This is a genomic window from Njordella calcicola, assembly GCF_056494125.1.
The window spans coordinates 2,351,058-2,367,648 of record NZ_CM151396.1 but is presented as its reverse complement, the minus strand read 5'-3'; the positions used below and the strand labels follow the sequence as shown (position 1 = coordinate 2,367,648).

General features: G+C 51.0%; 16 protein-coding genes. 5 read left to right on the top strand and 11 right to left on the bottom strand.

The window, feature by feature from the left end:
• Positions 1-191 precede the first annotated feature (191 nt).
• The 4 genes from SH302x_RS08905 to SH302x_RS08890 all read right to left on the bottom strand — a co-directional run bounded on the left by SH302x_RS08905 (position 192) and on the right by SH302x_RS08890 (position 4,335).
• Positions 192-1,088 carry an SMP-30/gluconolactonase/LRE family protein gene (locus SH302x_RS08905; RefSeq protein ID WP_479369251.1) on the bottom strand — a complete coding sequence of 299 codons (897 nt, stop codon included), beginning with the start codon at positions 1,086-1,088 and terminating at the stop codon, positions 192-194.
• Entirely contained in the window at positions 1,075-1,443 is a 369-nt protein-coding gene (locus SH302x_RS08900) for a cupin domain-containing protein (RefSeq protein WP_479368383.1), read from the bottom strand. The genes SH302x_RS08905 and SH302x_RS08900 overlap by 14 nt, the downstream gene beginning before the upstream one ends.
• Positions 1,444-1,532: 89 nt before the next feature.
• Positions 1,533-2,510: an MBL fold metallo-hydrolase gene (locus tag SH302x_RS08895; protein WP_479368382.1), complete on the bottom strand. Its 978-nt coding sequence runs from the start codon at positions 2,508-2,510 to the stop codon at positions 1,533-1,535.
• Between the two features lie 130 nt (positions 2,511-2,640).
• On the bottom strand, positions 2,641-4,335 hold the full coding sequence (locus SH302x_RS08890) for an arylsulfatase (protein WP_479368381.1): 1,695 nt from the start codon (positions 4,333-4,335) through the stop codon (positions 2,641-2,643).
• A gap of 95 nt (positions 4,336-4,430) precedes the next feature.
• On the opposite strand from SH302x_RS08890, the gene SH302x_RS08885 reads away from it, so the two are divergent.
• Entirely contained in the window at positions 4,431-5,459 is a 1,029-nt protein-coding gene (locus SH302x_RS08885; protein ID WP_479368380.1) for a helix-turn-helix domain-containing protein, read from the top strand.
• Between the two features lie 71 nt (positions 5,460-5,530).
• Here the strand turns inward: SH302x_RS08885 and SH302x_RS08880 are convergent, their stop codons facing one another.
• The 4 genes from SH302x_RS08880 to SH302x_RS08865 all read right to left on the bottom strand — a co-directional run bounded on the left by SH302x_RS08880 (position 5,531) and on the right by SH302x_RS08865 (position 8,033).
• Entirely contained in the window at positions 5,531-5,947 is a 417-nt protein-coding gene (locus SH302x_RS08880; protein ID WP_479368379.1) for a TadE/TadG family type IV pilus assembly protein, read from the bottom strand.
• 64 nt (positions 5,948-6,011) lie between these two features.
• A complete protein-coding gene (locus SH302x_RS08875) occupies positions 6,012-7,067 on the bottom strand; it encodes a vWA domain-containing protein (RefSeq protein WP_479368378.1) in 1,056 nt (351 codons plus the stop codon).
• A 64-nt stretch (positions 7,068-7,131) separates the two neighbouring features.
• Positions 7,132-7,575: a TadE/TadG family type IV pilus assembly protein gene (locus SH302x_RS08870; RefSeq protein ID WP_479368377.1), complete on the bottom strand. Its 444-nt coding sequence runs from the start codon at positions 7,573-7,575 to the stop codon at positions 7,132-7,134.
• Between the two features lie 5 nt (positions 7,576-7,580).
• Entirely contained in the window at positions 7,581-8,033 is a 453-nt protein-coding gene (locus SH302x_RS08865) for a hypothetical protein (RefSeq protein WP_479368376.1), read from the bottom strand.
• Between the two features lie 345 nt (positions 8,034-8,378).
• Here SH302x_RS08865 and SH302x_RS08860 point away from each other — a divergent pair, with 345 nt between their 5' ends.
• From SH302x_RS08860 to SH302x_RS08850, 3 genes are all read left to right on the top strand, one after another.
• Positions 8,379-8,768, top strand: coding sequence for an isochorismatase family protein (locus SH302x_RS08860; RefSeq protein ID WP_479368375.1), 390 nt, complete (start codon positions 8,379-8,381; stop codon positions 8,766-8,768).
• Positions 8,749-10,281: an FAD-dependent oxidoreductase gene (locus SH302x_RS08855; RefSeq protein WP_479368374.1), complete on the top strand. Its 1,533-nt coding sequence runs from the start codon at positions 8,749-8,751 to the stop codon at positions 10,279-10,281. Before SH302x_RS08860 ends, SH302x_RS08855 begins: the two co-directional genes overlap by 20 nt.
• A gap of 160 nt (positions 10,282-10,441) precedes the next feature.
• Entirely contained in the window at positions 10,442-11,356 is a 915-nt protein-coding gene (locus tag SH302x_RS08850; protein ID WP_479368373.1) for a metallophosphoesterase, read from the top strand.
• Positions 11,357-11,405: 49 nt separating this feature from the next.
• On the opposite strand, the gene SH302x_RS08845 is transcribed toward SH302x_RS08850, so the two are convergent.
• The 3 genes from SH302x_RS08845 to SH302x_RS08835 all read right to left on the bottom strand — a co-directional run bounded on the left by SH302x_RS08845 (position 11,406) and on the right by SH302x_RS08835 (position 15,640).
• On the bottom strand, positions 11,406-14,132 hold the full coding sequence (locus SH302x_RS08845) for a protein kinase domain-containing protein (RefSeq protein ID WP_479368372.1): 2,727 nt from the start codon (positions 14,130-14,132) through the stop codon (positions 11,406-11,408).
• 32 nt (positions 14,133-14,164) lie between these two features.
• Positions 14,165-15,208 (bottom strand): Gfo/Idh/MocA family protein, encoded by a 1,044-nt coding sequence (locus SH302x_RS08840; protein WP_479368371.1) that lies wholly within the window; start codon positions 15,206-15,208, stop codon positions 14,165-14,167.
• 96 nt (positions 15,209-15,304) lie between these two features.
• Positions 15,305-15,640, bottom strand: a complete 336-nt coding sequence (locus SH302x_RS08835; protein WP_479368370.1) for a hypothetical protein — start codon at positions 15,638-15,640, stop codon at positions 15,305-15,307.
• Between the two features lie 30 nt (positions 15,641-15,670).
• Between SH302x_RS08835 and metF the strand changes: the two genes are divergently transcribed.
• Positions 15,671-16,549, top strand: a complete 879-nt coding sequence (gene metF / locus SH302x_RS08830) for a methylenetetrahydrofolate reductase [NAD(P)H] (protein ID WP_479368369.1) — start codon at positions 15,671-15,673, stop codon at positions 16,547-16,549.
• The last annotated feature ends 42 nt before the right edge of the window (positions 16,550-16,591 follow it).

Here is a 16,591-nt window from a genome sequence, read left to right as displayed (position 1 = left end):
TAGATCCAGAACATCTCGCTGTGATTGCGCGCGACACGAGTGTACGATGTTTTGTACCTGGAGAAACACTTGCTATAGCGGGCGACCCGGTCAACGAGTTTTGGATGGTGTCGAAGGTGAACTTGATACTTTCTGACGGGTGCCTGAGGTCGAGAGAAGCTGCTGGGAACGGCCATCCAGAGCACCACAGTTTAAGGAGTGCCCGCACCTGCGATGTCCACTTCGACCACTTGGAAACATGCGCTTGGATTACGATGAATCTCTGCAGGATCGTGAGAAGCGGATGTGCAAATGAATAGATGTTTGCGATCTGGTCCACCCAGCATGACCGCGTAAGCGTGCGAGTCGACTTTGATGCGATCTGTGACTGCTCCGCCTTCTAGCACGCGCACAACACTATCGTCGCCTTCGGGATTCGCGCACCATACGCCACCTTCGGCATCGAGACAAATACCGTCGGGGCCAATGGATGAAGGCAGTTGCGCCCACACTCGTCGATTGCTAAGCGCTCCGTCCTCGTTGATGTCAAATGCGGTCAGGCGATTGCCGATCGTTTCACCAACAATTAAGGTTTGCCCATCGGGAGTAATCACAATCCCATTGGGAAAGCACAAGTCTTTGGCGACGACAGATGCTTTTCCATCCGATCCAACCAGCACGAGGACACACGTTGCCACCGGTTTGGCCGTTGGGTCGACAAAGTTGTAGCCGATATCCCCGACATACAATCGACCTTGAGCGTCCACGATGCCGTCGCTTAGACAAAACACAGTCCTATCGCTGATGTCAGCCAGCAGTTTCAGCGAAACATTTTCGACACGGTAAATCTTTCGTTCGAAGGCGTCGCCGACCACGATTGCGCTTTCGGGAGTTAGCCCGAAACCGTTTGGAATGAAAGGTAAATCGACGGCAGTTTCTACAGCACCCGATATATCTACCGTCTTGATACTCTTATCGTGGATATCGATGAACCACATTTTATTGCCGTACCAACGTGGACTCTCAGTGAACTTGAGCCCCGCATTAGCATTGGTTAGTTTTTTCACGATCTTGTTCATTTGAGCATACACTTTCTTAGGCAGTAGCACGATTGACAAAGGCGACCTTCAGCTTTGTAATTGCGCGGGTCACGTGCCCTTTACCGGTCAGGTCATTGCAAAAGAGCACTTCGCCGGGATGAAATCTTCGCGCTTCGCCAACACTGGTGACAACTTCACCTTCACCCGACAAAATAATGGCGATATAGGGTTGAGGAGCGTTATGGGCAGGCACATCAGTACCAGCAGGGACTTCGAAGACAAACATCGTTGCGACAGCTCCAAAGTCGCTCATCAGCCCTGTCGGGTTTGGCGGCGGGCCGAATGGAACTTCACGCTCCGCTACGTCTTCGACACCGAAATGCGTCTCGCCATTTGAATCTGCATGAATCATGGGGAATTTCATTGTTCATTTCCTTTTGTTAATTGATTTGAATTTCTTGTAAACCAATGAGACAAGCTTGGTCCCCTCTGCTTACACCTGTTGGATTGATCCTAAAACTCTGGCTCAATTCCCTTGGCTTTGGCAACCTGATAGATCGCGTCAAATGTGGCAGAGGAATCCCAAGGCGCATCGGGCGGTTGATTTCTAAACTCGCGATAGGCGCGTTCGACATTCATGTAAAGTCTCGCTGGCGCACGCCACTCACCATAGGGACCGAACTCGATCTTCTTGGCTGCTTCCAGCGATGTTAGCCCCGCGTCAAAGCAAGTCTTCGATTCGTCGCGAACGTACTGCAAGTAAGCTTTCATTTCCATCGGGCCTTCGATTCCACACAACGGACCGTGGCCGGGAACAATTGTTTCCGGGTCAAGTTCAATCAGCAGGTCAAGGCACTGGAACCATTTTTCATAGGAACCCGTCCAGCCCATCGGCGTGCATTGACGAAAGAGGACATCGCCAGCGAAGACCACTCGCTCCTCTGGCATGTGAATGATCGTATCACCCACTTGGTGGCAAGGCCCGACATAGATCAGATGGACTTCCTTGCCGTCGAGATTGAGTTCATAGCGTGTATCAAACAAGGTAGTCGGTAATACCAGTTCAATTCCATCAAAGTTATAGTCCTCTAATAATTGTTCGCCTGCGGCCTCAAGCCCAGGATGTAGATTCTTGAGCAACAATCGCGTCAAGAATCGGCCCACTCCATGCAGTAGCTTCTGGCTCTCTTTCGGTTCGGCGACTTGCTTCATCCGCTCAGGTACCGATCGGTGCGCGATGATCTCGGAACCTCTGAACAACTGGTTGCCCCTGACATGGTCAGCGTCCTCATGGGTATTGATCACGCGATCTGGCATAGCAGGCCATACCTGACTGAACATCTCGATCATCCGGCTGGCATGGGCCAAGTCGGATTGAGTGTCAATCACGACTCCTCCGCCACAATTGATCAACCCCGAGTTGGCATCGCAGACACGATTCTTCTCGTTGATCACTGCATAGCAGGAATTGCTGACTTGGTGCATCTTCATGTATATCGTCTCCAGTCCAAACTAGCGATTCGTAAGGCAAGTAACCACCAAAATTAGCCGAAGGGCGTTAGCCCCCGGTTGTGTCCCTAACCGGACGCTAACGCGTGCCGGCTGATTCAGCGTTCGGGAACTAAGGTTCGCGGCGAGCAAACGGACCGGCCTCAGAAACAATCACACCATTTCGCTGGACATATTCGTCCCACAGTTTCATGAGGTCCGCTCGTTTCTCGGGCTGGCTGGCGGATAGATCATGCAACTCGGCAGGGTCTTCTTTGAGATTAAACAATTGCCACTCGCCGGTCCCTCCGGCCGCTGGTAGCAAGTAAAGCAGCTTCCAATCCCCTTGTCGGATCGCTCGGTTTCCGAAGAGTTCCCAACCAAGCCAATCAGTTTCCGTTCGCACTGCTTTGGTTGCTGCCGACAACAGTGGCCACATCGATTTTCCTTGAAGCGACGCAACATCGTTCGCATTTGTTTCTGGCGCAATTGGGACGCCTGCCGATTCAAGAAAAGTCGGCATGATATCCATAACATGTAGCAACGCGTCGTTAACTGTCCCACCATGCTGGACACCGGGGCCGGCGACGATCAGCGGAGCGCGAATACCACCTTCCGCTACCACACCTTTGAAAAGGCGAAACGGTACGCTGCTAACCTGAGCCCAAGACGGACCGTACTCGATTGCAGAACTAGGTTTACCCCAATTCTCCGGTCGATTATCGAACGTGTTATCGAACCAAGTTTTCGCTGCAGGAGCGAGTTTCGTAACCAGTTCGGCCATGTCTTCACCGGCCGCCCCATTATCGGAGATAAAGACAATCAGGGTGTTGTCATATTGGCCGGTCTTTTTTAAATGATCGATCAACCTTCCGATCTGGTCATCCATGTATTCGATCATAGCGGCGTAGATCTCCATCTTGCGACTCGCCAGTCGGCGCTGATCAATGGTCAGCGATTCCCAAGCAGGGATATTCGGCAACCTGGGGAATGTCACAGCATCGGCGTTTGCAATTCCAAGCGCCTTCTGGCGTTCCAAGCGATCCTTGCGGATGACATCGTAACCTTGATCGTACCTTCCACGGCAACGGTCAATCCAATCCTCAGGAATAGCGAAAGGACCGTGCGGAGCTTGGTAAGCGAGATAGGCAAAGAACGGTTTGCTGTCTGGAGCACTCGAATCAATGCTCTCGATGATGAAATCAGTAAGGTTCTTAGAAGAATAGTAATCCGATGGAAGGTTATCCAAGAGATGCCCGTTTCGAGTGAACGTCACCTTCGGCTCTGATGGAAGCAGTCCCAGCATATCGGACCAGTGACTTCCAGCACCTTGCAATAAAGCCAAATCGCGTTCGAACCCCCGCGCTGCAGGCCACTGTTCGGGCTTTTCCCCCAAGTGCCATTTGCCAGCCATGCAAGTGCGGTACCCCGCATCCTTCAGTCTGGAGGCCACCGTTGCAACACGGTTATTAAGAAAGCCTTCGTAGCCCGGCTTTCCTCGCTGCGCTGGACCGATCCATTCCGCCATATTGCCAATCCCAGCAACATGGCTATCGGTTCCACTTAACAACATGGACCGCGTAGGTGAACAACTTGGAGCCACATAAAAATTGGTCGCCCGCAAACCTCGCGCTGCGATAGCATCTATACTAGGCGTATTGATCTCGCCACCATAACACCCAAGATCTGCGTACCCCATATCATCGGCTACGATCAAAAGAATGTTTGGCTTGCCGCTTGGTCGATCCGTAGCCTTTGATTGTGAAACACTGCTTGAGAGTATGGTCGCGATGACAACACAAGAAACTGTTAGCCGATGGTTCAACACGTCAGAAACCCCTCTTTGTTTCTTGATTTCGGAATGCACCCAGGCCTAGATATTCTCCTTAGCTCCACCTTCCGTCTATCGAAATTCCGCAAACCGTGAAAACTTCGTTTCGCTCACCTGATACCGACACTCTTCGGCCTTTGCCAACTGTCACAATTACCGAACTCAACGATCCAACGTTGGTGGGTAAGTCGATCGAAGTGCTCAAGCAGGATGTATTGAAGCTGAGTCCTGCAACTTTTCGAGCAAAGCGGGTTATTGTCCGACTTGGCCAATGCCAAATTGTCTACCATTCGACGAATCTTGCAGTGCGAGCGCGGACTAGTTTACAAGCAGGTTTTGTCGGATACACGTTGTTTTCGCCAACATCTACTGGCAAAGTGAATGGGATACCGATTAACCCTGGACAAATATTGGCAAGTGTACCCGGTATCGAAGTTGAGTTAGTGGTAGCAGCAGGCTATGAGAGTATCGCTATTCTGATGCCTCCAGAAATGATTCTTGATCACGCGATTCGTTGGCATCACGATGCGACTTTCCGAATACCACAGAAGATTGAATTAGTTACGTCGACAACCTCAGGCTGTCGCGAGTTGTATGCTTGGGGACAACGACTGATCAACATTGCCAGCCAACAACCTGAAGTCTTCGACGTTCCTCAAGTACAGTTCGCAGCTCAGACGGAGTTGATAGAAAAACTTTTTTGTGCTTTGGAACATTCAAAGCAATACGAGCCATCGCTGCACGATCTTACCCATCAAACGCACGGGCAAATCGTGGCGAGGGCACAAGAGTATGCGAATAAGCATCTTGGGGAACGAATCCACGTCGCTGATATTTGCAAAGCCACGGGTGTAAGCGAACGGACCTTGCAGTATGCCTTCAAGGGAGTGCTAGGGATGACACCCATGTCTTTTTTGACCCTGCTAAGATTGCATCGAGTTCGTCAGAGTCTGCAAGCGAAAACTCCGGCGTCAACCACTGTTACGAAAGAAGCCTTGTGCTGGGGTTTTTGGCATTTTGGTGACTTCTCGAGAATCTACAAAGAGTGTTTTGGCGAACTGCCATCTGAAACGTTGCACAAAAAGTCAGGACTAAGCGAGGAGCCGATGGCAGTGGTGTGAGTAGAATGTAGAACAGAAAACATCGGTTCGCTTTTCAGCACAAGTCATTGAAGCTGAAACGTAGCTGGCATTTAGAAATTGTTCATTTGGGTTTCGCGCTGCAAACGAATACTGCGTTGTAGCACGCGATCCTTGAAGAACAGCGGGGGTAAGAACAAATTGCCCGCGAGTGGAACTTCTACCGCAACTTCAACCTCAGGTGTGCTCAGCACGATATTACTGGGCGTAACAACCGTCGAGCTAGTTCGGATTCCAACGGTTCGCAGGACACGGGCAACTTCATTCTCCACGTCGGCGGCTGTGCCACCAGGAATCACCCCTCTTCGCGCTCCTTCATAGACCGCATGTTCAACAGTATGCCGAAGCATTGCAACGCGCGAAAACTCAAGCGCTGCGAAGAAGAAGAAGAAAGCTAAGCTGATCGTCAATGCTAGTTCTACCGTGACCGCCCCGCGACGATGTTTACTCTGAGCAACTAAGTGTTTCATGTTCATGTTCTAATGATACGAGGATCGCAAACGCATTCGGACTTACCTTCACGCAACTTAAACTCTACTGTGTCATGACGGTGGTGAAGCTGCTGGCGATCTCTCGAAAAACTTGTTCTAGTTGTGCGCCATTATCCGCATGAAAGGTCTGGCCTCGTCCAATCTCGGCAACTTGGCGCATCGTGTTTCGATCAGCGTCGCGGCCGAAGGTAATCGTATGAATGATGATTCCTTCACGAGCTGCATCTCTGGCAGCGGCCACCGACCGACGTCCTTGGTTCTCGAGACCATCGGTTAGCAGGATCATGGTCCGCTCCGTAAAGACCTCGGATCGAGCGCCAGTTCGAAAGATGGATCGTCCTGAATCAATTCCACCGGAGATATTCGTCAATCCAGTGACTGGCATTCTAGCCATAGCATCTCGAATCAATTGCAAATTATCAGTGATCGCAACGTCAGCGGTCGCTAGTGTCGAATATGAGGCTAGGCCGACGCGTTCTTCAGTCGGTGAGTCAGCAAGCAGATTCAAAAACACGGTGATCGCATTCTGAAGCGAGACAAACTTTCTATCTACCAACATCGAACCCGATCGGTCGACGACCAAAACGATATCGCGTTCAAGGAACGTGACCGTCGATACTTCTTCGGGTAAGAAACTAGCTGTCTTCATGAGCCGTCCAAAGAACAACCCGATGCTGCCCGACTGGGACTGCGACGTCTGCCGACCGCGAACTTGAACAGAGTTGATGAGTGAACCGCTGGAAGAAAACTCGAAACGGTTATTAGCCTGTAGAGTCGAGTTTCCGAAGGAAAAATCGCTTGGAGTGAGTACTAAAGGTTGGTTCGCAACGAGATTCTTTTGGCCGATCGCGATTCCTTTGGCGGCTGCCAAGTCGGTGCTTTGACTGCGTGCCAATTCTTCTGCTGCAGCCTTAGCGGCCGCATCGGTTGCCGAGCGGAGTTCGCTTTTTACCAGATGCATGTAAGCGACATCGACAGAAAAAGCAGCGGTAACCAGGAATCCGAACATCATCAATGCGACTAAGACCAGCATTGCTCCGCGACGGCGATTCGTCAAAGGTTCGCTTGGGATTCGTTTTTGATTCGTTTTGTTTCTCACAGCCAAATCTCGAAAGTCAAAGTGTTCAATAGATCGTTAGTCCGCATCGGAATTTGTCGGACTATTATTCACGCACCATGGTGGTGGAAACGGTCACGCTTCGGTCTTGAAGTATGCGACCAAAAAAGGGGCTGTTGTTTTTCAGTCCCGCGACGATCTCCACCGTTACCTCATCACCGCTTCTGATGGCGGCCAAGTTATTCGGGATGATGCGAACCGTTGCAGAGCTGATTTTACGCTGGGCTAAGACCTCTTCGGCTCGTCCTGTTGCATCAGTAGTCGTGCCATCGCGACGTATCGCTTCGCGTACAGCTTCATAAGCCGCAATGACCATGCCTTGGCGCACGAAGACGGCCGAAGTCGCTTCGATACTTCCTAGGATGATTAAAACCAGCACAGGTAAGCAGATCGCGAATTCAACCAGCGCTGCGCCGGTGCGATTACGCAGTGACTGTCTGCCACGCGGCTTGCTGACTCGCAAACTTAAGGGAAACAAGCGTTTGTACATTCGCATCAAGCCTCTGGATAGTTTTCGTTAGGCTTGGTTGCAGTGGTGTTCTCTGGCAATTGGTTGTTCGTTTGGACCAATCGGTTGAAGTCATTAGCTAACGCCTGCCAGAAGTCGTTCTTTCGTAAGTTGACTGGGTCGATAACACCCTTTTCCAAATAGCTCATCAAGCTGTTGCGAATACGCAATATTGGGCCGGCAAACTGGTTCGAAAGTTTTGCAATGTCATATAAGAAGACAGGAACAACGATCAACGAGCAGGCCAACATGGGGACACACATGCGAATCAAAGCCGCTTGGCGTTCCGCAGCACTCGCTAGCGGTAACTCAATCCAATAGATCCACATCGCGATGGCCAAGGTATTGGCAAAGATGAACAAGACCCAGTGCAGGGTAACCCGCATGAGCAAAGAATGTTGGACTTCATCAGCGACTAGCAACTGTTTTCGGCGATGCATGTTTGAACTCAATCAATTAATATCGAAACCTCAAAGCCTAGTTTTTCTGCCTAGGCGTGATCAAAACAAGGCTAGGTTTTGATAAGCGGGGTTCCGTGCCCCCTTGCAGAATATTGCCAAAGTTCTTACAGCGAAGGTCGCAATGGTGCGAAAAAATGAAAGAATCCGATCATGACGATTCTTCCTGTCCCGTTAAGGGCCGCTGAAACAATGGAATACGATTTGCAACCGGTTTTCCTACAATTGTTCTTCCTACGATATGCACGCTCCTGTCGCAGTATTGAGAGAGCATCCTGAAGTAGTTTGGTAAGATCGAACCGTTGTGATCCGTACTCGAGAATGCCGGTGGATAAGAACCCGAAGTCAGCATTGTTGCTAATCGACGTCATCAACGATTTCGATTTTCCGGGGAATTCGGAAATCTTGGAGGCGGCAAAAATTGCGGCCGCGAACATCAAAAAATTGAAGGACCGCGCGAAAGCCTGTCAGCTCCCTTGCATCTATGTCAATGATAATTTCGGGCGCTGGCAATCAGACTTTCATAACCAAGTTAGGCACTGCTTGCACGCGAGTAAGACCGTGAAAGAGATTGTGGCGTCATTGAAGCCCGACGATGACGTAGTCGAATTTCTTACATTGGCAGTGTTGGGCATATCATCTGCTCGCAGTCCCGGGATAGTCCCAGATACTCGATGCTCCTCCAGTGGTCGATCCCATGCACCCATCCCACGCTGAATCAACGAACCCGCACGCCTTGGCGACTCACCATTCCTATTGGATTAAGCAAAACCCATTGCAGCAACGCTTTCCAAAGTTGGAGTCGAATCACAAGACGCAGGTTGCGGTCATTGGAGCTGGGATTACCGGCTTATCCACGGCAATCGAGTTATTGGATCGCGGATTTAAAGTCACCGTTTTAGAGGCTTTGACGATCGGAGCGGGAACTACGGCAGGTTCAACTGGCCATATTGAAGCTCATCCGGAAATGGGGACCACTAAACTATTGAAGACGTTAGGGGAAACCGACGCTCAGCAGTACATTCAGTACCGTCTTCAGGCCATTGAGACCGTGAAATCGCGAGCAGGTACGCGCTGCGATTTTGCGACTGTGTCAGGTTTTCATTACTCGGAAGATGCAAGCGATACGGGCCATCTACAACAAGAGTATGTCGCCGCCAATACGCTCGGCCTGCAGCCTATGTGGCATAAGTCCCTGGGACTTCCTTTTCCCGCATACGGTTATGAAATCCCAAACATGGGCCGCTTTCAATGCATGGCTTATTTGAATGCGTTGGCGGACCGAGTGATCGAGAAGGGGGGGACGATCTTTGAACAATCGCTCGTCAGTGGACCGGTGGAAAACCAACCAGAAGAGCTAGATGTGAATCGAGCGAAAATCCAATTCGATCATGTGGTTTGCGCAGTCCACTGTAATTACACCGATGCGATGCGAGTCTACTTTCAGACGCCGCCGTATCAGTCCTATGTCATAGCGGTCCGAGTAAAGAATCCAACGCGAGACGCACTGTACTGGGATTCCAGTGATCCATACTTTTATATTCGTCGAGCTCAATCCGGTGACCCGAACACCTTAATCATCGGAGGCTGCGATCATCGCACGGGTTGTGGTGATTCAACAGCCGCGTTCAACGAATTGTTGAAGTATGCTTACGCGCATTTCGATGTGATTGAGGTACTGCAGCAATGGAGCGCCGAGCTGTTTGAGCCTTCGGATAGGATGCCTATCATCGGGAAAGCGCCTGGCAAAGAGAACGTTTGGCTGGCAACAGGACTGAGCGGCGTAGGGCTAACGTGGGGAACGGCTGCAGGTTCGATGATTGCTCGCATGATTCGGCAAGAAGATGTACCACTGGCCGATCAGCTATCACCTTCGCGATTCGGAATGCATGGGGTTTTGGAAACAGTATCGGAGCAGTTAACCACCGCGAGAAACTATGCGGAACGTGTGCTGCCCGCAAGACGCCTGGACCCCAGTGAGCTTTCCGCAGGCGAGGGCAAAGTAGGAATGGTTGATGGCAAATTCACCGCTATATGTAAAGATCGCGCTGGGAAGCTGCACCTGCGAAACCCTCGCTGCGTTCATATGGGAGGAGTGGTGCATTGGAACTCAGCCGAACAAACGTGGGATTGTCCCGTACATGGAGGCAGGTTTCGCCACTGTGGTCAGCGCATCTATGGGCCACCGGAAGCCGATCTAGTTGCGCCCAACGAAAAGTCTAAGGAGTAGTTCATCAAAACTGGTTTTCATGACTGAAGATTTTAAGACGTGCGATTTTTCTCTTGCGATAATGTTCACTGCGAGGCACAACGCCCTTGCATCATACCGGTGGCACGTTAGAACAATTTAATCGGAACTCCTTTACCTGCCGCACAGCAAGAGCTCGTCCATGTATGACTTCATTGGGGATATTCACGGCCATGCCGATGCCCTTGAATCACTCCTCCAGAAACTTGGCTATATCCAACTTGATGGCGTCTATCATCATCCGTCGCGGAAAGTTATCTTCTTAGGTGATTTTATCGATCGCGGGCCACAGATCCGTCGCGTCTTGCAGATCGCGAAAGGAATGGTGCAAGCGGGTGCCGCTTTATCGATCCTCGGGAACCACGAGTTGAACGCATTAGCGTTTCAGACCCGCAGTTCCAGCGATCCCAATTTATTCTTGCGTGATCGCAATGAAAAGAACACGCGTCAACATCAGGCAACCTTAGATCAGCTTTCAAAAGTAGAGCTGGATGAATATTTGGAGTGGTTCCGAACACTTCCGTTATGGATAGAAACGCCCGAGTTTCGAGTGGTGCATGCTTGTTGGGACGAAGCGAGTATGACCAAGCTTCTGCCACATCTGCACCCCCTCACACGAATCGATGACGCTTTTCTCGAAAAAGCTTGCCATCCCAGCGGAGAACTTTTTAGCGATGTCGAAGTGATCTGTAAAGGCAAAGAGGTGAAGTTGCCTCTGGGAATAACGCTGACTGACAAAGATGGCCACCAGCGTGATCGATGTCGCGTCCGTTGGTATTTGGCACCCGGCGGCTTAACTTACAAGGACTATGCGTTCGACAGTGGTTCAGTGGTCTGTGAAGAGCTGGTCGATGATCAAACGATTGAGGCCGCTAAGCCGTATCTACCGCATGAGCGACCGGTCTTCCTTGGTCACTACTGGCTGCGTGCAGAGCAGCCAAGTTTGCTTGCCAGCAATGTGGCTTGTCTCGATTACAGTGTTGCCAAGGGAGGGTTTCTGTGCGCTTATCGATGGGATGGTGAATCGAAACTCGACGCGGCCAATTTCGTCTGGTAGCTTCCTGCACTCCTCTCGATTGAAGCAGATCTTCAGGCGGCGCGATTCGTTACAAATTGCATAACGACTCGGTTTCCAGCCATTGCTTCCAGATGGCAATCTGGTCATCGGTCATACTATAATTACCGATGATTGGAACATGTAGCAACTCATTGCGGGTCACATCGGTCAGAGTCGCTGACCACATCCCGGAATGATCAACACGCAGTCGCACTTGCAGTGGGTCTTGCTGTGCGAGCAGAGGGAAGCTTTTCTCAATGACCGCAGAGGACAATCGGCTCCACTCTGCATCATCCAAACGCGGTCGTTCGAGAAAGTGCAAAGCCAGACCATCCACGGGGGGGCGATCCAGTCGCAGGGTCCGAGAATGGCTGGTCGGCGTGGGCGTATCGCGGCGCAGTAGGACTCGCGGCTCGTTGATGAACTGCTTCTTGAGTCGCAATGCGATACCAATGTCGGTCGGGACGACCCCATGAGCGTTTGGACCATCTGGATTTCCAGGGGGCAGCAAAAAGTTACCTTGAATCGCAGCTCCGCGGGCAAGTTCACTTTGCGAAACGATTACTTCGGGAATTTCGCGGTCGAGCAACTGCAAACGTTTGGCTTTAAGCTCGGTTGCTTGCAAAGCGTCCCCTATCAATAGCACTTCATCGATTTCTCGAACATCGATTCTTGATCGTTCGATCGCCAGTTTCGTGAATCTTTCAAAGGCTTCGAGTTCCAGTTTACAGAACGCTGCCAGCATTTCAAAAGTGATCTTCCATTCGAAACTTACTCCCTTCAGTTTGAGTCTCGCAATAGTCGCACCGTTGGCAAGTACCGACTGCAGCGTTCGCTCGACCAACCGCTGAACTCGTGCGGCGACATTGATATCTTCGCGGACGTGCAGTTTCGTCTTCTCATGAATCTGGACTGAAAAGTAGTCGGCCAATCGAGCTTGCCAACGAAGCAAACCAAGCTGCCAGTCGCCGGCGCTCGCTAATGTCTGAGCACGCTTGCCCTCAATGCGGACCACAGCCACTTCCGCAGCACTACCGGTTAGTGTCATGACGATGAAATGGCGGATCGGGTCACCAACCGCCGTTGCATTAGTATTGAGTGGACTCGAACCCGCGTTGTTGGCTTGTTTCGCAGACATATCCTGCGGCTCGATCCTCGCTAGCGCAGCAGCCAAATGCTTGTCCAGTAGTTGCAGTACCTCAAGTCCCGCGATGCGACAAGCACTGGCGATTGCTAGTCTACGCAACTGGTCATAGCTGGATGGGATCGTGATGACGGCATGCGACAGGTTGCGAACGACAGGTCTAGCCCGTTGAGCAACTTGGTGCAGAAAGGCCGCCAAGATAACTTCAGGCGGACACACTCGACCGCTGAACTCTCGATCGATGCGTTGCAATCCGAGCCAACGTTGTAAACTGTGGAAAGCGTAGCTTGGCTCGCGACTGCGTGCCTCTTCGGCCGCTTCTCCATACAAGATCTGATTTTGCTTACTCCATAATATATTGCGTAACTCGGGTTGATTGCGCTCCAGCATGATCGCCTGCAGACGATTTGCTGGATCGTAACCTGCCGCTTGTGACTGTAGCATACCCAGCTCAATCCCCAACGCACCAAGCTCACGACGTGTTGTCGATTGCTTACCGAAATTCTTCGTGGGGTACTCAAACAATTTTTTACCCAACTCGCGAGCGATCGACACCGTGGCTGCTCCAGCAGCATGTGACTTGGTAAGCAAATTGTTCGTATCGATAAAAGCTAAGACATCACGAGCGGAAGCGAATCGGTCATCGGGATTCTTAGCGACCAGCTTTTGAAACATGCCGTCTAAACGCAAATCAATGTCACCACGTATCTCGATCAACATGGGTGGCGTTTCGTTTAAATGCGAAATTGCGATCTGCACTGGTTCTCCAGTAAACATCGGTTGGCCAGTCAACAGGTAGAACAATGTCGCGCCTAGCGAGTACAAATCGGAACGTTGGTCAATAGTTGTAGCATGGCGGATCTGTTCAGGTGACATGAATTCGACGGTCCCCATCAAGCGTCGCTGTTGGTCTGCTACATTTTCAGCATCGCGACCAGCCAACCGTACCAATCCGAAATCAAGAACCTTGATCGTACCGTCGGGGGTAATCATTAGATTGCTGGGTTTGATATCACGGTGGATAAGTCCCCGTTGGTGCGCATAAGCCAATGCGTTGGCAACTTGCCGAATGATGTCGATCGCTTTTTCGACCGAGCAAGGTCCTTCATTGGACACATACTGAGCCAGCGATTGCCCTTCAATCAGTTCCATGACCAAATAATACAAGCCATTGGATTGTCCCGCATCGAATGCGGTCACAATGTTGGGATGTAGAAGTTTTCCTAACGACTTGACTTCGAGAAAGAAGCGATCTACCAGTTCGCGGTCGTAAGCAAAATCGTCGGGTAGAACTTTCAGTGCAACTAGGCGATCCATCATCCGATGGCGGGCACGAAAGACTTGTCCCATACCACCGCGCCCGATCGGGCCTTCGATAGTGTACTCGCCGAAACTTTTGCCGGCCAAACGAACCGTCAGTGGCGGGACGTTGACTTCGAGGTTATCGGCGACGTCAAAATCCATCTGACCAGTCGAATTCACCGCTGTCTTTTTGGGGTCAGTGAATTGCGTCAAATGCACATCGATGGTCTGCATATCTGGAGCTTCACCCAGCGATTCTACGAAATCGCCCTGTGCGTCGGTCGCATGTTCGTCTTGGGGAGCTGGTTCAGATTTGCCGTGGAGGGTCATATATACAGTTTATATGCCCGTCTATGCTGTCGTTATTGCAGCTTTACGATTTTTCCTGTTTTTGCAGATTTATAGATCGCTAAAATCAGCTCAACACTGCGACGTCCTTCTTTGCCATCAATCGAAGATGGCTCACCTTTCTTAATCGACGCCAAGAAATCCTTGAACAGTTCTCGATGAGCGGCATGGCCGATGGCCGCTGGATCACCGGCTCCGCCCCCGGTCTTGGTTTTCGAAGACAATTCGGCCACGATCTTTTCATCTTGTTTAGTTGGCTTGGCAAAGTGCCATTTGATCAAGTCTTCTTCTTCGAGAATGGCAGTCCCTTGGTTTCCCGCGATTTCAATTTTCTTGAGCGACCCAGGAAACGCGCCAGTGGTTGCTTCGATTACCCCCAGGGCACCGCTGGCGAACCGCAGTGTCGCGACCGCGACGTCCTCGACTTCGATATTCTCATGCGAGCGAGTTGCCGTATAGGCGCTGACTTCGACGACACTTCCCATCATCCACAGCAACAAATCAACGGTGTGGATCGCTTGATTCATCAGCGCACCACCACCATCCAATTTCCAAGTCCCCCGCCAAGCTCCGCTGTCGTAGTATTGTTGAGTGCGATACCACTTTACATAAGCGTCAGCCAGCGAGATGGTGCCAAAGCGATTTTTCTCGATCGCAGACTTCAATGTTTGCGACGAAGCATGATACCGCGATGGAAAGATTGTCCCCAACTGCACGTTCGCTTTATCGCAAGCTTCGATCAGCTTGTCGCATCGAGCCAAAGTTACTTCCAGCGGCTTTTCCACCAACACGTGCTTGCCCGCTTTAGCGGCCGCGACGCCGGGCTCCAAATGAGCGCCGCTGGGTGTGCATATCGTAACGACATCGATGTCCGCGTTATCGAGCATAGACTCTAAGGTCGAGTACGCAATGCAGCCTTGATCGGCCGCGAACTTTTCCGCTTTCGCTGGCGTGGAATTGAAGCAGCCAATCAGCTTTGCACCTCGAATCTCTTTAATCGCTGCAGCATGAAATCGAGCGATCATACCGGTGCCGATGATACCAAATCCAATAGTCATGCGTGTTCTGCCTCTTGGGCCATCAAGGAAACGGAAAGCTTGCAGGTTCGCATATTTAGCCGCGACTCGCAAGATGCCATATTGGGCTGGCAAAACTCACATGATAAACCAACCTAAATATCCTACGATTACGACCACGACAAACATCACCGCTGAGAACAAGATTGGGATCGAAATCAGTATCAAGAAAAACGCATAAACGTAATCGCCATATGTATGCCCTTGCGTGACCATACCGGTGCGGAAGGCCTTCCATGAACGGGAGATCGCATTTCGAAGCCGTTGACGAAAGGGCTTCAAATGACGTTCGGTCTCTGGCGGCAAATAGGGATTCGCGTTATTCACAACTTGGAAAACTCCGCAAACAAACAATTTCCTAGTGATTTTGGCGTTCGCGCCTACGGATAATCCAACTAAAATGATCGAGTTCATTCATCTTAATGCAAGGCAGTTTTGGAAACCATGAGTTTAGCGAAGTTCTTTTCCCCCGGCCGGCGTGGTCTTTCGTTCGAGCTGTTCCCACCCAAGACAGACGACGGCGTTGCAAATCTATTGGCCACTGTTGCCGAACTCCAACGTTACAAGCCTGACTTCTTTACTTGCACCTACGGGGCAGGTGGTTCAACGCAAGATCGTACGCTGCAAATTATTGAGCAGGTGAAAAAACTTACTGGCTGTCCCGTCGCCTCTCACTTGACGTGCGTCGGATCGACCAAGGATGACTTGCGAACTTATATGCGACGAGCCAAGGCAGTGGGCGTAGACTACATTGTTGCCTTGCGAGGCGATCCCCCCAAGGGCGAAACGGAATTTGTTGTAACCGAAGGCGGATTACGATATGCCAATGAACTGGTCAGTATGATCCGTAGCGAGTTCGCTGATGTCGGTATTGCAGTCGCCGGTTATCCGGAAGTGCATCAAGAAGCGGTCGATGCTAAAACAGACCTACTGAATCTAAAACGCAAGGTCGATGCAGGGGCGGATATCATTGTGACGCAACTGTTTTACAACAATGAAGATTTCTTCCGGTTTTGCGATAACTGCCAAGCGATTGGGATCAACATTCCTATCGTGCCCGGAATCATGCCCGTTACAAATCTCGCTCAGATACAACGCATCACTTCGCTTTGCAAAGCGGCACTTCCCCAAGACTTCGTTGACCGACTTCGGGAAAATGACGCGCCGGATTGGCAGTTCCAAGTCGGTGTGGAGCAAGCTCGCAACCAAGTCCGAGAACTGGTGGAACGCGGTGTGCCAGGTATACACTTCTACGTGTTGAATAAGGCCCAAGCGACTGGTCTCGTGCTAGATGGTCTCGACTTGGTTGATACCGATATCTAGCTGCAGAAATCTTTGTGCGTGAGTTCCTCCAGCGCCAAGCTC

What these genes read in the sequence shown, in the direction of transcription:
- SH302x_RS08850 (WP_479368373.1), top strand. Translation starts at nt 10,442, where the DNA reads ATGTATGACTTCATTGGGGATATTCACGGCCATGCCGATGCCCTTGAA.
- SH302x_RS08835 (WP_479368370.1), bottom strand. Translation starts at nt 15,640, where the DNA reads ATGAACTCGATCATTTTAGTTGGATTATCCGTAGGCGCGAACGCCAAA.
- SH302x_RS08865 (WP_479368376.1), bottom strand. Translation starts at nt 8,033, where the DNA reads ATGCATCGCCGAAAACAGTTGCTAGTCGCTGATGAAGTCCAACATTCT.
- metF (WP_479368369.1), top strand. Translation starts at nt 15,671, where the DNA reads ATGAGTTTAGCGAAGTTCTTTTCCCCCGGCCGGCGTGGTCTTTCGTTC.
- SH302x_RS08845 (WP_479368372.1), bottom strand. Translation starts at nt 14,132, where the DNA reads ATGACCCTCCACGGCAAATCTGAACCAGCTCCCCAAGACGAACATGCG.
- SH302x_RS08855 (WP_479368374.1), top strand. Translation starts at nt 8,749, where the DNA reads ATGCACCCATCCCACGCTGAATCAACGAACCCGCACGCCTTGGCGACT.
- SH302x_RS08900 (WP_479368383.1), bottom strand. Translation starts at nt 1,443, where the DNA reads ATGAAATTCCCCATGATTCATGCAGATTCAAATGGCGAGACGCATTTC.
- SH302x_RS08870 (WP_479368377.1), bottom strand. Translation starts at nt 7,575, where the DNA reads ATGTACAAACGCTTGTTTCCCTTAAGTTTGCGAGTCAGCAAGCCGCGT.
- SH302x_RS08880 (WP_479368379.1), bottom strand. Translation starts at nt 5,947, where the DNA reads ATGAAACACTTAGTTGCTCAGAGTAAACATCGTCGCGGGGCGGTCACG.
- SH302x_RS08840 (WP_479368371.1), bottom strand. Translation starts at nt 15,208, where the DNA reads ATGACTATTGGATTTGGTATCATCGGCACCGGTATGATCGCTCGATTT.
- SH302x_RS08895 (WP_479368382.1), bottom strand. Translation starts at nt 2,510, where the DNA reads ATGAAGATGCACCAAGTCAGCAATTCCTGCTATGCAGTGATCAACGAG.